Below are 13,676 nucleotides of genomic sequence, written 5' to 3'. Positions count from 1 at the left end.
AGCGGTTCGCGGACCTCGCGGTGCTGCAGTCCCCGAGACCGCGCGCCGCTTCCGCGAGGAGACCCTCGTGGGGCTCGATGCCGCCGGCACCGAGGCGCTGGCTCGAATCCGGAGCAACTGGCGCTGAGCGAGCAGCCGGAGGGCAACGAGCCGTTCGCGCGCCCGACCTTGATCCTGACCGGCCGTCAGGACGAGTTCGTCGGCTACCTCGACCAGTTCGTGCTGCTCGCACACTAGGCGCGGGCCGCTTTCGCGGTGCTCGACGTCGTCGGCCACAACCTGCAGATCGAGCAGCCGTCCCTGTTCGACACACTGATGCTCGAATGGCTCGACCTCGTGGAAGCCGAGTCCTGACCGCGATCGCGCCGGGCCCCCGGCGCCTGGCTAGCTCTGACCGCACATGTTGACACCCACGTCGGCCGGGTCACCGTGCGGCTGCCCAGGGTGGGCTGGTAGCACCGGTGGGACAAGAGAGCCTTCCTTCTTCCCAGTTGGGTTAGAAGGTCTCGTTGTTGAAGCCCGGGAGTGCCCGTGACCGGCACTACACACCCTGCCAAGACCACAGGTCACAGGACCCCGGTGGCGTAGTAACAGTAGTAACATCGGGGTCGACTTTCAGCAGTTGATCGTCGATGGCATGACTGAGATGCCCTCCGGCCGACCGCACAACCGCCGCTTCGTCTGCCGCAGCGTCCTGGGACTCGGCGGCAACTTGGCGTGGTTCACGGATCACACGTCGGTCGGCCAATCAACACCTCGAGCCCTGACACGTCGTCGATGCCGCCATCAATGAGGAGGCCGCCCCATGGAACCCGTCACGTTGATCACAGGTGGTTCGAGCGGAATCGGCGCGGCCGCTGCCCGTGCCTTGCTCAAGCAAGGTCACTTCGTGGCTATTACCGGCCGCAATGCCGATCGGCTGGCCGCATTCGCTACCTCAGCCGGAGCGGGGGAGCGGCTACTGACCATTAGTGGCGACGCCAGTGACGAGAACCATGTCGCCTCCGCTGTGAGTCATGTCGCGGGCGTCTGGGGTCGGTTGGACACGGTGATCGCCAACGCCGGGTTCTCCCTGCCCGGCACCCTGGAGGACCACGACCCTCAGGCGATGCGTGCCATGGTTCTCACCAACGTCCTCGGCCCGGCTCTGCTGGTGCGTGAGGCACTCCCGTACCTCAGGGAGTCCAAGGGCCGGATCGTGATCGTCGGTTCGGTCGCGGGGACCAGGAACACGCCCGGCAACCTGTACTCCGTCACTAAGTGGGCCGCGCACGCCCTGGTCGAGAACGTCCGGCTCTTGGTGGCCAAAGACCGCGTCGGCGTCACCCTCGTTGCCCCGGGAGTGGTGGACACCCCGTTCTGGGACGAGCGTGGCGGCTGTCCCGAGGCAGCACCGGCACTGACCGCCGAACAGGTCGCCGAGACGATCCTCTTCGCCGTCAATCAGCCTGGAGGCGTGGACATCAACCACCTCATCGTGCGTCCTGTCGGCCAGGTCAACTGACCTCGTTCGGCGGTCAACCGCAGGCGACGGGCCCCGGGAGGCTTCGGGATCGGGTGGTCAGGCGGCTTCGGCGCGGAATCCCGTCGGTGACGGTGGAACACGCGGACCCGGACACGGCGGAGCGGGCAGCACGAGCAGGTGGTGCTGCCAGCCAAAGTCGGGGGCAACCAGGGGGCCGGCCAGGGCACAGTCATCGGCGCCGGTCGACGTCTGCGCAGGCGCTGGCCCTGCGGGCGGATTGTGCTGGGGTGCGCGGGGCCGGAGGTGCCGCCGATCGTCGCGGTCGCCAGGGATCTGCGGGTGAGTGCGGACACAGTCCGCAGGTGGCGGCGGCGCTTCCATTCCGAGCGGCTGGACGGGCTGGCCGACGCATCCCGGCCGGGCCGGCCGCCCACCATCAGCGTCGATCAGGTCGAAGCAGTGGTGGTCGCCACGCTGGAACAGCTGCCGAAGAACGCCACTCACTGGTCCAGGAAATCGATGGCCGAGCACAGTTCGGCCAGGCAGTCCCCGCCCAGCGCGATCGCGAGGGCTACGTCCAGGAGGATCTTCCCCGGGTCGTGGACGGCCCGCTGCTTGCGCCGCGGGGCGAGTGCCGCCGATATCGCCGCATCCAGGCCGGTCTTGCGGACCGTCTCGACCAGCAGCACCGCACCGGCCGGCGAAACCACTCCGCGACCGCCGCCCTCGACGCGGACACGCGGGTAGGACCCGATACGCTTCTTCACCTGGAAAGTGCCTCCGACGGTGGCGGGACAAGGACCTCAGCAATCCTCGTTCTCGCTGGTCGGAGGCACTTTCTGCTTTCTCGGTCACCAGTCGGACAGCCCACCTCGTGAAAGCGAGAGGCCAGAGGAGCGGCATGGCAGTTGCTCGACGGTACCTCAGGGGCATAAGCGCATCCCGGAAATGATTGCGTGTGCATGCACCCGGGGAGTGATCTTGCGCCCTGCGGGAACCTCAACATCAAGTAGCTCTGTTGTGCCTGGTCAAGGGAACTCGTGAACGTCCCATGTGGTGCCTGGTATGCGGGTGTTCGGGGTCGTCAGGTGGCGATGGTGACGGTCTGTGCCGGTCACGGACGCTGTCAGCCGCCGCAGGCGCACACACCGGCTCGGCAAGGCCCACCACAACCGCCGTCGGAACCCTCTTGGTTGCGCGGGGCATGGCTGTTTCCTGGCGGCGCGGATTGGTTGCTGTGTGGGCTATGCGAGGGCTGCTGCGAGCGCGGAGTGGGGTGCGCGGCCCAGCAGTTGACGCAGATCACCGCCGGTGCGGGACATGAACCCGGCCGCGATGGCGGAGTAGGTGCCCACCAGCATCGACACCTGGAACGGCTCGGCGCCGGACGCGGCGATACGCGCGCGGGCCTGGGCGAGGGTCTCCGGCTCGTAGGTGGCCTGTGGGCCGTGAGCGCGGGCCAGGTCGGCGCCGCTGATGGCCTGCTCGCCGACGAGTTCATAGATGCGCCCCGCATGAGCGGGCGCCTCCACCGTCACACGTGCCGCGGCATCGGCCAGATCCGCCTTTGCAACGGCGGCCAGTTGGCCCTCGTCGAGCGGGGCGGTAATCCGCCCGTCGGCCGACGGCGCCGCGAGGCCACCCAGCAACTCCGCGTACAGGCCATTGCGCAGGATCGTCCAGTCCATGGTGCTCGCCTGGAGCCGACGCTCGGTCCAACGGTGCGGCAGCGCGTAGGGAAGGTGATCGCCGTCGGCGGTCAGGCTCGTATAGACGATATGCCTCACACCGGCCTTCTCTGCGGCGTCCATGGCTGCACCGTGCCGGGCTATGACGGTGTCATCCTCGCCGTAGCCCGCGGAGATCAGCAGCAGTACATCCACAGCCTCGAAGCCCCCGGCGAGGGTGCCGGGCTCGTCGAAGTCGATGTGGCGGACCGGCAGCGGAGCCTTGAGCCGCTGAGGTTCGCGCGTTCCAAGGACGGTGTCGTCGCGGTCGGCCAGCCGCTCGGCGATCAGCGTGCCCAGGGCACCGGTGGCGCCAGTAACCAGGATCATCAGGGTCTTCCCGTTCCGGTAGGTTCTCTTCGGTAACCGGGATCATCCTGCGGTTTTGCGGCAGGGAGCGTAAGGAGGCACTTCCATGTCAGTGGGGCACACCGGGGTAACCACCGAACCCGTCGTCAGCTGCGGCGACGAGCACGAGGACTGCGGAATCCGCGATGTACTCGACCGGATCGGCGACAAATGGTCGGTCCTGGTCGTCGTCGAACTGGCCCAGGGTGTACGCCGTTTCCGACAGCTACAGCGCGCCATACCCGGTATCTCACAGCGGATGCTGACGCTCACCGTGCGCCGGTTGGAACGCGACGGCCTGGTCACCCGGACCGTGCACCCCATGGGGCCCCCGCAGGTCGAGTACGAGCTCACGGCGATGGGCCACAGCCTCACCTATCTGGTCAAGGCACTCACGGACTGGTCGGCGGAACACCGCGACGCCATCGCGCAAGCACGCCAAGAATGGGATGCCGAATATCCCGACTCCGGAATCCGGTGAACAAGCGGGCTCCAGCACCTTGCCGACTATGACGGGGACAGCCTGATCAACCCCCTCAACGAACTTGTGCGGGGCATAGTGGCGTCTGACCTGCTCTTATGGGATTCGCCGCAGATCCATGCTCCGATTCTGCGCGAGGATCGCGAGAGCCGCCCGGTGTGCGCAAGGCCACGCGGCCGCCGTCGCGCCGCCCTGGGAGCCGTAGCGGCGCACCCGTGTGAGCTGATGCGAGCTGCCGGAGGTGTGTCTACCGTGGCTCGCATGGGCGATGCGGTGGAACTGGAAGTGGCCGGCCGGAAGGTACGCCTGTCCAGCCCGGACAAGGTCTTCTTCCCGGAGCGCGGCTTCACCAAGCTGGACCTCGCCCGCTACTACCAGGCGGTCGCCCCCGGCATCCTGCGCGCCCTGCGCGACCGCCCCACCACCCTGGAGCGCTACCCGGACGGCGTGGGAGGCGAGTCCTTCTTCCAGAAGCGGGCGCCGAAGAACATGCCCGACTGGATCCCGACCGCGCACATCACCTTCCCGAGCGGGCGCAGCGCCGACGAGATGTGCCCGACGGAGGAGGCGGCCGTCCTGTGGGCCGCCCAGTACGGCACCCTCACCTTCCATCCGTGGCCCGTGCGCCGCACCGACGTCGACCGCCCCGACGAACTGCGCCTCGACCTCGACCCGCAGCCCGGCACCGACTACGACGACGCGGTCTTCGCCGCCCACGAACTACGCGCGGTCCTCGACGAGTTCGGTGGTCTGCGCGGCTGGCCCAAGACCTCCGGCGGGCGCGGCCTGCACGTCTTCGTGCCGATCGAACCCCGCTGGACCTTCACCCAGGTCAGGCGCGCCGCCATCGCCGTCGGCCGGGAGATGGAACGGCGGCTGCCGGAGCGGGTGACGACCAAGTGGTGGAAGGAGGAGCGGGGCGAGCGCATCTTCGTCGACTACAACCAGACGGCCCGTGACCGCACCATCGCCTCCGCCTACTCCGTACGGCCCCGCCCGCACGCTCCCGTCTCGGCACCGCTGCGCTGGGAGGAGGTCGCCGACGCCCGTCCGCGCGACTTCGACCTCGCGACGATGCCGGTCCGCTACGCCGAACTCGGCGATGTGCACGCCGACATGGACGACCACGCGTTCTCCCTGGACGCCCTTCTCGAACTCGCCCGCCGCGACGAACACGACCACGGCCTGGGCGACCTGCCGTATCCGCCGGAGTACCCGAAGATGCCCGGAGAGCCGAAGCGGGTGCAGCCGAGCCGGGCACGGCACGAGGACGCCCCGGGCGGGCCCGGGGCGTCCTAGGGACCGCTCCTCTCAGAGTTCCTTGATCCGGATGTCCCGGTACGTGACGACGTCCGTCGTGCTGTGCACCGGCAGCCCGATGTAGCCGGAGGCGAACGACGGCCGTCCGTGCCCGGGTCGTCCGCGCACGGCGGGGAGAACTCCTGGCCTGGTGAAGAATCCCGACGGTACGATCCCCGGCTACGAGCCGCACGGACCGCACGGACCGCACGGACCGCACGGACCGCACGAGGCGCACGACCGCACGGACCGCACGGACCGCACGAGGCGCACGACCGCACGAGGCGCACGGACCGCACGAGCCGCACGAGCCGCACGAGCCGCACGAGGCGCACGAGTCGAACGAGGCGCACGAGCTGCACGGACCGCACGAGCCGCACGAGGCGCACGAGGCGCGCGAGTCTCCTGAGACGGGCGGGGTCGGCGGCGCTCACGAGCACTGAGGGACGGCAGTCGGAGAGCGCTCTCATCCCGGCCGTCCCGCGGAGCTATCCTGAGCCGCAGCCGGCCAGGAGGAGCTCCGAAGTGACCGAGACAGCGTCGCGTCCCACGCTGGAGGCCGTGGCCGCACGGGCCGGGGTCTCCCGCGCGACCGTGTCGCGGGTCGTCAACGGCGGGGACGGGGTCCGGGAGCCGCTCGTCGAGCGGGTCCGGCGGGCCGTGGAGGAACTCGGCTACGTTCCCAACCAGGCGGCGCGCAGCCTGGTGACGAAGCGGCACGACGCGGTCGCCGTGGTCATCGCCGAACCGGAGACCCGGGTCTTCGCCGACCCCTTCTTCGCGCTTCAGCTCCGCGGTATCAGCAAGGAGCTCACCGCCCACGACAACCAGTTGGTGCTGCTGCTCACCGAGGGCCGCGACGACCATGCCCGCGTCGCCCGCTACCTCGCCGGCGGGCATGTCGACGGAGCCCTGGTCTTCTCGTTGCACCTCGACGACCCGCTCCCCGGTCTGATCCAGGGCGCCGGTGTCCCCACCGTGTTCGGCGGCCGTCCCGGCTGGAGCGACGGCACGCGGGACGTGGTCTACGTCGACAGCGACAACCGCGGCGGCGCCCGTGAGGCCGTACGCCTGCTGGCCGGGCTCGGCCGTACCCGCATCGCGCACATCACCGGACCCCTCGACCAGACCTCCGCGGCGGACCGGCTCGACGGATACCGGGAGGTCATGGGCGACACCGATCCGCGGCTCGTCGTCGAGAGCGACTTCACGCCCGGCGGCGCGGAGCGGGCCATGCGGGAACTCCTCGACCGCTGCCCCGACCTGGACGCCGTGTTCGCCGCCAACGACCTCGCCGCCTCGGGCGCCCTGCGCGTCCTGCGCGAACACGGGCGGCGCGTGCCCGAGGACGTCGCCGTGGTCGGCTTCGACGACATGCTCCCCGTCGCCGAACAGAGCGACCCGCCGCTGACGACGGTCCGTCAGGACATCGAGGAGATGGGCCGGATCATGGCCCGCCTCCTGCTGCGCCGCCTCGACCGGCATGTGGCCGACGAGGAGTCGGGCGGTGTGGTCCTGCCGACCACCCTGGTGCGCCGCGCTTCGGCCTAGGCCGTTCTGGTGGTCCGGCCGTTCTGGTGGTCCAGCCGTGCCGTCGGTCGATCGCTTCTGCTCCACGAGTGACCGGCTGCGCTTCCGCACCGCCGAGACGGGCGCGCCCGGGAACGCCGTGGTGGTCGACGACCCCGAAGGCAGGCGGTCGTGCCGGTGCGGGCACCTTCGCCGACGCGGGCTGCCAGTCCTCGCGGCGGACACACTGCCGGAGTACGCCCGCCCCGTCGGTCATCCGGACACCGCCCGGCATCCCATCGACGGCACGACGGCACGACGGCAGGACGGCAGGACGGACGAGCGGGACGAAGGACGCGGCCGGGTCACTCATGTGGACCGCGTCGACGGCGAGCTCCTACGTGTCCTGCGCCGCGCTCCTGATCACCGCGAAGCGTGCCCCGGAGGGGTCGGCGAGCCTGGCGATGCGGCCGACGCCCTCGACGTCCGTGGCGGGCATCCGCACTCTGCCGCCCAGCTCCTCTGCCCTGGCCACGACCACGTCCACGTCGGTGGCCTCGAAGTAGGGAAGCCAGTACGCGCCGGACTCGGCCTCCGTGGGATCGTCGGCCGGCGATACGATCCCGCCGAACATCGCCTCCTCCCCGGCACCGGCCGGGTTGACGCAGGTGTAGGTGCCGCCCGGGAAGGGGGCGGCCGAGGTCTCGAGGCCCAGCGTCGCGTTGTAGAAGGCGGCCGCCGCGGCGACGTCCGGCGTGTACAGCTCGACCCAGCACAGTGAGCCGGGTTCGTTCGCCAGGTCCACGCCCTTGGTCCGACCCGGCTGCCAGAGGCCGAACGGCGCGCCCGCCTGATCGGCGAGGACCGCCATCGTGCCCTTGCCCATCACGTCCATCGGCGCGAGGAGCACCCTGCCGTGCGTCTGTTCGGCGGCCTTGGCCGTGGCCTGCGCGTCCGATGTCCGGAAGTAGACCGTCCACGACGGCGGGCCCTGCCCCGGCGTGGTCTGCATGCCGCCCGCCACGGTCTTCCCGTCCAGCTGGAAGAAGCCGTAGCCGCCGGCATCGGGTCCCGCCGACTCGAACCGCCAGCCGAAGAGAGCACCGTAGAAGCTGGTGGCGCCGTCGATGTCGGATGTGCCGACGTCGATCCAGTTGGGAGCGCCGTCGACGAAACGGGTGGTGAGCATCCTTGCCCTCCTCGAAGGGGTCCCGACCTCTGCACTGCCGAGTCTCGCACCGCCCACTGACAACCGCTGCCGGAACACCGTCGAGCAGTGCCGCGCGCCGCCGTGCGTCATGGTGCTCGACAGGTGCATCATCGGGCGGCCGGGGGCCCTGCGGCACCGCGTATATCCGGCGTTGATCGAACGTTTTTCGCCGCCGGGCACGATCCTGGCCATGTACACCGACACGATTCCGACACCCGACCTCGGCTGGCAGCGGGAGGCGCTGTGCGCACAGACCGGGGCGGACTTCTTCTTCCCCGAGCCCGGCAGTTCGGTGCGGGAGGCCAAGCGCATCTGCGGCATGTGCGAGATGCGGCCCGCGTGCCTCGAGTACGCCCTGGCCAACGACGAACGCTTCGGCGTCTGGGGCGGCCTGTCCGAGAAGGAGCGCCTGAACCTCCGGCGCCCGGCACGCTGACCGTGCGGTCGCGCCGACCAATGCGGTAGCGCCGACCAATGCGGTAGCGCCGACCAATGCGGTCGCGCCGACCAATGCGCTAGCGCCGACCTGTGCGGAAGCGCGACCCCAAAACCGAGTGACCGCGCCGCGGGGGTGCGGTTAGGATCCGGGGGCGCGTTGGGCGGCTCGAATCCGGTCGTCCGGATGCGTGCGCGGTCCCGTAGAGCAGAGGCAGACTCGCCACCTTCTCAGGGTGGTTACGCCGGTTCGAATCCGGTCGGGACCACGGTACGGCGAACACGGGGCGGGCACGGGGCGGGCGGGGGCGGATGAGCGGGGACACCCCGGGGGAGGCGTTCGGCTCGTCGGTCACCGAGGAGGAACTGGCCGCCTTCCACGACGTCGTGGGCAGGCTGCGCGCTCTGCCCGTCGACGATCCCGTACGGCTGCGGGCCGAGCAGGTCGCCGCGTCCTTCGCGCGCGACGGACGGTTGCGGCGGCGCAAGGAGCGGGGCGCCGAAGTGGCGGCCGCCGACGCGGCGGCGATGTCGGCGACCGCGACCGGGGCCCTGGACCGGCGTGAGGACGCGCCCCTGGTGGATGCGGGACCCGGAGGCCGCTTCCACCGGCCACGCACCTGCTACGTCTGCAAGTCGCCCTATCGGGAAGTCGACACCTTCTACCACCGGCTCTGCCCCGGCTGTGCCGCCGACAACACCACCCGCCGCGCCCTGAGCACCAACCTCGGCGGGCGCCGGGTCCTGCTCACCGGCGGCCGGGTGAAGATCGGCTTCCAGCTGGCGCTGATGATGCTGCGGGACGGCGCGGAGACCATCGTCACCTCCCGTTTCCCGCACGACACCGTCCGCCGCTTCCGCGCCGAGCCGGGCAGCTCCGCATGGCTGGACCGGCTCACCGTCGTCGCCGTGGATCTGCGCGACCCGCGCCAGGTGCTGGGCCTGTGCGAGGAACTGCGCCGGGAGGGCGTACCGCTCGACATCCTGGTCAACAACGCGGCGCAGACCGTGCGGCGCCCGCCCCAGGCGTACGCCCTGCTGGCCGCCGGCGAGTACGACGCGCTGCCCGAGGGGGCGCGCCGGGCGCCCGGGTTCACCCCGATGCGGATGCTGGAGGGGCTCGGCGGCTCCGTCTCGGCGCTGCCCGCCGCCCTGCGTGAGGCCGACGAGGCCGGGCTTCTGCCCGATCCCTCCCCGGAGAACTCCTGGTCCGCCCGGCTCGGCGCGCTCGACCCGGCCGAGGTCCTGGAGACCCAGCTCGTCAACGCCCTCGCGCCCGCGCTGCTGTGCGACCGGCTGCTGCCGCTGCTGCTGGCCTCCCCGCATCCGCGCCGGTACGTGATCAACGTGACGGCCGTCGAGGGCCGGTTCGCGGTGCGCAACAAGATGCCCGGGCACCCGCACACCAACATGGCCAAGGCCGCCCTCAACATGCTCACCCGCACCAGCGCGGCCGCGCTCGCCGAGCAGGGGGTGCACATGTGTGCCGTCGACACCGGCTGGATCACCGACGAGAACCCGGCGCCGAAGAAGGCCCGGATGGCGGGCGCGGGTTTTCGTACCCCGCTGGACATCGTGGACGGCGCGGCACGCGTGTACGACCCGATCGTGCGTGGCGAGGCCGGCCACCCGGTGTCGGGAGTGTTCCTCAAGGACTACCGGGAGGCGCAGTGGTGAGCGAGGAGCACGCGGCGGGGCCGGGGCCCCGGCCGGATTCGCCGGAGTGCCCACATCGTGGCGCGGCCCCTCGTCGAGCTCACCCCTGGACCCTTTTTCGCCGCGCGTCCCCCAGTGCCTCATCGGTAGCAGGCCACACTGACATCGGCCAAGGCGCTACGCTCCGGGGCAAGGGCGGGGTCGTAGCGCAGAGGCAGTCGCACCGGTCTCCAAAACCGGATCACGCTGGTTCGAATCCAGCCACCCCGCCCCCTCGGACGCCCGGTGCCTCAGACGGTGGTGCCCGCCGTCACCACGAGTTCCGGCACCGTCCCGTGGAACGTGCCGATGAGCCTCGCCAGCATCGCCAGCATCGCCCAGGCCTCCTCGCGACCGGCCAGGTGCCTGCGCACGAGTGGGCGCAGGGCGTCCTCGGCCTCGCGGACGCGGGCCGGGAACAGGACATGGCCCACGGACAGCATGTCCAGAACCTGGGAGGCGGGGGCGTGGGTCGTCGCGTACCGGGCCGGGCCGTCGAGTACGCCCGCCTGCCGCAGCCGGTGCGTGAACTTGGGGTGCGAGCCGAACCGGGCGCGCAGCGCGGGCGGACAGTCCGGGCGCACCGACAGCACCCAGCGCGTGTACCCGGGCAGTGGAAGTTCGTCGTGGGCCGCGCCGACCGTCTCCCAGTCACCCCGGGTCAGCACCATGGACCCGGCCGCGCGGGCGGAGGGCATGGAGTCCGCCTCGCGCAGGGCGCCGACGAGGCCGTGCCGGACGTAGCTCTCGGGAATGCCGGGTTCCTGCTCCTGGTGGACGGGGCGCACCGGCAGTGGCTTCGTGCGGCCGGGGCCGAACGGCACCCCGCGGGCGAGGGCCCGGCGCAGGGCGGGGTCGGGGCCGACGAAGCGCCACACGAGGGCGTTGAGCTCGGGGTCGTCCTGCTCCAGGACCCACAGCACCACCGAGGCCGGCAGGGGCTTCCCGTTCCCGATCCGCTCGATCCGGGCGCGGCTCGCCCCCGGCCGCTCCCGCCGGGACAGGCGGATCCGGGTCCGGATCCGCCCGGCGGTGTCCTCGTCGGCCAGACCGCGCAGGAAGCCCACCGCGTGCCGGTCCGTGTCGATGTAACGCATGGCGGCATGATGCCGCAGAGCGCGAACGGCCCGCACCGGGAAACAGGTTCCCGGTGCGAGCCGTCGGCGGGGTCGGTCGTACGGTCAGCCCGCGGCGCGGGCGGCCATCCGCGCCTTGCGCGTCGCCAGCTTCTCGTCGAACTTGGACGCCTCGGAGTCGAGGCCGCCCATGTACAGGCCGATCTCCTCCTGCGCCTTCTGTCCCTCGGGGCCGAGACCGTCGATCTCCATGACCTTCAGGAAGCGCAGCACGGGCTGGATGACGTCGTCGTGGTGGATCCGCAGGTTGTACACCTCGCCGATCGCCATCTGCGCGGCGAACCGCTCGAAGCCGGGCATACCGTGCCCGGGCATACGGAAGTTGACGAGGACGTCGCGCACGGCCTGCATGGTCAGGTCGGGGGCCAGCTCGAACGCGGCCTTCAGGAGGTTGCGGTAGAAGACCATGTGCAGGTTCTCGTCGGTCGCGATGCGCGCCAGCATGCGGTCGCAGACCGGGTCCCCGGACTGGTGGCCGGTGTTGCGGTGCGAGACGCGGGTCGCCAGCTCCTGGAAGGCGACATAGGCGACCGAGTGCAGCATCGAGTGCCGGTTGTCGGACTCGAAGCCCTCGCTCATGTGGGACATGCGGAACTGCTCCAGCTTGTCCGGGTCCACCGCGCGTGAGGCGAGCAGGTAGTCGCGCATCACGATGCCGTGCCGGCCCTCCTCGGCCGTCCAGCGGTGCACCCAGGTGCCCCAGGCGCCGTCCCGGCCGAAGAGCGAGGCGATCTCGTGGTGGTAGCTGGGCAGGTTGTCCTCGGTGAGCAGGTTCACGACCAGCGCGATCCGGCCGATCTCGGTGACCTTGGACTGCCCCTTCTCCCAGGCCTCGCCGTCCTCGAAGAAGCCGGGGAAGTTGCGTCCGTCGCTCCACGGCACGTACTCGTGGGGCATCCAGTCCTTGGTCACCTTCAGGTGCCGGTTGAGTTCTGTCTCGACCACTTCCTCCAGCGCATGCAGCAGCTTGGCGTCGGTCCAGACGGCGGGGCTACCGAGGTGAGGGGAGGTGATCGTCACGAGAACTCCAGGGGGACGTGAAGCGGAGTGGAACACTCCGGCGAGCTAAGCCGGAACTTACGGGATCGTAGGCTACGAAACCGTAGGTTACGAAACCGTAGGTTAAGGGTCGCGTAAAGATCGCTGATCAGCACTGTTGCGCCGGACGATTCGGGGCACGTTCAACAGTCCCGGGAACCCCAGGTCCCGGGGCTTGAACGGTGCTTCGATGGCCCGGTTCAGGCGTACAGCTCACGCAGCCGCACCGAGAGGCACGTCACACATCCCTCGAGTTTCTCGAACTCGTCGATGCAAACCACGACGGGCTCGTGACCGAGGTCGGCGAGCAGGTCCGCCGTCTTCGGCGCGGCGGCGGAGATGAGCACGTGCGGGCCGCCGAGGAGCACCACGTGCGCGCCCGCCTCCTCGGGCACCGACAGGAAGCGCGGGAACAGCGACGGCCGGTCCACCTTGGGGATGTGGCCGATAACCGTTCCGTCGGGCAGCGCCGTGACCGCCGACTTCAGATGCAGCACCTTGCTCACCGGTACGGCCACGACCCGCGCCCCCAGTGGTTCGAAGGCGGCGCGCACCTGCTGCACGCCGGCCGCGTTGGTCCGCCCGCCCCGGCCGACGTAGATCGTGTCGCCGACCTTGAGCACGTCACCGCCGTCCAGCGTGCCCGGCTCCCAGATCCAGTTCACCGAGCAGCCCAGGCGTGCCACGGCCTCCTCGACCCCGAGGGTCTCGTCGCGCCGGGACTCGGCGCCGGGGCGCGCGATCAGGGCGACGTTCTTGTACATCACCACCGTGTCCTCGACGAACACGGAGTCCGGGCAGTCGTCGGCCGGGTCGACCTCGACGGTCTCCCAGCCGTGCGTGCGCAGGGCCTCGGCGTACGCCTCCCACTGCTCCAGGGCGAGCTTCACGTCGACCTTCTCCCGCTCGACGTGCGTCACCAGGCCTTCGGCGAGGCGCGGGCTGGGGCGGCGGATGAGGGCCTTCTTGCTGGGCACGTCCAGGTCTCCGAATCGGGTGGCACAGACCGGCGCCTCGGACGCGGCGCCGGTCAGCCATCATGCAGGGCGGGACCACCAGGACAAAACCCCGCGGTAACAATGTGCTCCTCCTGAGACCGTACGACGACGGGACGCGACGCGGCGGCGCCCGTCCCGAGCGCGGTGCCCAGGACGATCGCCGGGGTCGCGACGGTCGCGACGACACCTGGCTCACGCCCCGCGTTCCCGCGCCCCGCGTTCCCGCGCCCCGCGTTCCCGCGTTCCCGCGCCCCGCGTTCCCGCGCCCCGCGCCCCGCGTTCCCGCGCCCCGCGCCCCGCGCCCCGCGTTCCCGCGCCCCGCGCCCCGCGCCCCG

At 70.7% G+C, this 13,676-nt stretch carries 11 protein-coding genes, 2 tRNA genes and 2 pseudogenes; 9 read left to right on the top strand and 6 right to left on the bottom strand.

The genetic code is table 11. The features are described 5' to 3' along the window. Positions 1 to 805: 805 nt before the first annotated feature. Both ACFWBB_RS29970 and ACFWBB_RS29965 read left to right on the top strand, forming a co-directional pair. Positions 806 to 1,504, top strand: coding sequence for an SDR family oxidoreductase (locus tag ACFWBB_RS29970; protein WP_385278538.1), 699 nt, complete (start codon positions 806 to 808; stop codon positions 1,502 to 1,504). Between the two features lie 138 nt (positions 1,505 to 1,642). After that, positions 1,643 to 1,993: pseudogene (locus ACFWBB_RS29965) on the top strand (helix-turn-helix domain-containing protein); the annotation flags it as partial. 2 nt (positions 1,994 to 1,995) lie between these two features. Here ACFWBB_RS29965 and ACFWBB_RS29960 read toward each other — a convergent pair. Both ACFWBB_RS29960 and ACFWBB_RS29955 read right to left on the bottom strand, forming a co-directional pair. Continuing rightward, positions 1,996 to 2,232 (bottom strand): annotated as a pseudogene (locus ACFWBB_RS29960) (transposase); the annotation flags it as partial. Between the two features lie 477 nt (positions 2,233 to 2,709). Further along, positions 2,710 to 3,522 carry an NAD(P)H-binding protein gene (locus ACFWBB_RS29955; RefSeq protein WP_385278536.1) on the bottom strand — a complete coding sequence of 271 codons (813 nt, stop codon included), beginning with the start codon at positions 3,520 to 3,522 and terminating at the stop codon, positions 2,710 to 2,712. Positions 3,523 to 3,607: 85 nt separating this feature from the next. On the opposite strand from ACFWBB_RS29955, the gene ACFWBB_RS29950 reads away from it, so the two are divergent. From ACFWBB_RS29950 to ACFWBB_RS29940, 3 genes are all read left to right on the top strand, one after another. Further along, a complete protein-coding gene (locus ACFWBB_RS29950) occupies positions 3,608 to 4,021 on the top strand; it encodes a winged helix-turn-helix transcriptional regulator (protein ID WP_385278534.1) in 414 nt (137 codons plus the stop codon). Positions 4,022 to 4,282: 261 nt separating this feature from the next. Beyond that, a complete protein-coding gene (gene ligD / locus ACFWBB_RS29945) occupies positions 4,283 to 5,320 on the top strand; it encodes a non-homologous end-joining DNA ligase (RefSeq protein WP_385278532.1) in 1,038 nt (345 codons plus the stop codon). A gap of 525 nt (positions 5,321 to 5,845) precedes the next feature. Next, the gene (locus ACFWBB_RS29940; protein ID WP_385278530.1) at positions 5,846 to 6,871 is read left to right on the top strand and encodes a LacI family DNA-binding transcriptional regulator; all 1,026 of its coding nucleotides are present in this window, start codon (positions 5,846 to 5,848) and stop codon (positions 6,869 to 6,871) included. Between the two features lie 355 nt (positions 6,872 to 7,226). Here the strand turns inward: ACFWBB_RS29940 and ACFWBB_RS29935 are convergent, their stop codons facing one another. Then, positions 7,227 to 8,018, bottom strand: a complete 792-nt coding sequence (locus ACFWBB_RS29935) for a VOC family protein (RefSeq protein WP_385278528.1) — start codon at positions 8,016 to 8,018, stop codon at positions 7,227 to 7,229. A 211-nt stretch (positions 8,019 to 8,229) separates the two neighbouring features. Here ACFWBB_RS29935 and ACFWBB_RS29930 point away from each other — a divergent pair, with 211 nt between their 5' ends. From ACFWBB_RS29930 to ACFWBB_RS29915, 4 genes are all read left to right on the top strand, one after another. Then, complete coding sequence (locus tag ACFWBB_RS29930) at positions 8,230 to 8,475, top strand: WhiB family transcriptional regulator (RefSeq protein WP_385278526.1); 246 nt, start codon at positions 8,230 to 8,232, stop codon at positions 8,473 to 8,475. A 196-nt stretch (positions 8,476 to 8,671) separates the two neighbouring features. Beyond that, positions 8,672 to 8,743, top strand: a tRNA-Glu gene (locus tag ACFWBB_RS29925). Positions 8,744 to 8,786: 43 nt separating this feature from the next. After that, complete coding sequence (locus tag ACFWBB_RS29920) at positions 8,787 to 10,151, top strand: SDR family NAD(P)-dependent oxidoreductase (protein WP_385278524.1); 1,365 nt, start codon at positions 8,787 to 8,789, stop codon at positions 10,149 to 10,151. Between the two features lie 174 nt (positions 10,152 to 10,325). Next, a tRNA-Trp gene (locus ACFWBB_RS29915) sits at positions 10,326 to 10,401 on the top strand. Between the two features lie 19 nt (positions 10,402 to 10,420). Here the strand turns inward: ACFWBB_RS29915 and ACFWBB_RS29910 are convergent. The 3 genes from ACFWBB_RS29910 to ddaH form a co-directional block, all read right to left on the bottom strand. Further along, the gene (locus ACFWBB_RS29910) at positions 10,421 to 11,266 is read right to left on the bottom strand and encodes a hypothetical protein (RefSeq protein ID WP_385278522.1); all 846 of its coding nucleotides are present in this window, start codon (positions 11,264 to 11,266) and stop codon (positions 10,421 to 10,423) included. An 84-nt stretch (positions 11,267 to 11,350) separates the two neighbouring features. Then, positions 11,351 to 12,325, bottom strand: a complete 975-nt coding sequence (locus tag ACFWBB_RS29905) for an acyl-ACP desaturase (protein WP_385278520.1) — start codon at positions 12,323 to 12,325, stop codon at positions 11,351 to 11,353. Positions 12,326 to 12,543: 218 nt separating this feature from the next. Then, positions 12,544 to 13,320, bottom strand: coding sequence for a dimethylargininase (gene ddaH, locus ACFWBB_RS29900; RefSeq protein ID WP_385278518.1), 777 nt, complete (start codon positions 13,318 to 13,320; stop codon positions 12,544 to 12,546). Positions 13,321 to 13,676 lie beyond the last annotated feature (356 nt).

Source organism: Streptomyces sp. NPDC060000, assembly GCF_042737375.1.
In the GTDB taxonomy this organism is placed as follows: Bacteria; Actinomycetota; Actinomycetes; order Streptomycetales; family Streptomycetaceae; genus Streptomyces.
This window is presented reverse-complemented; position numbering and strand designations above follow the sequence as displayed.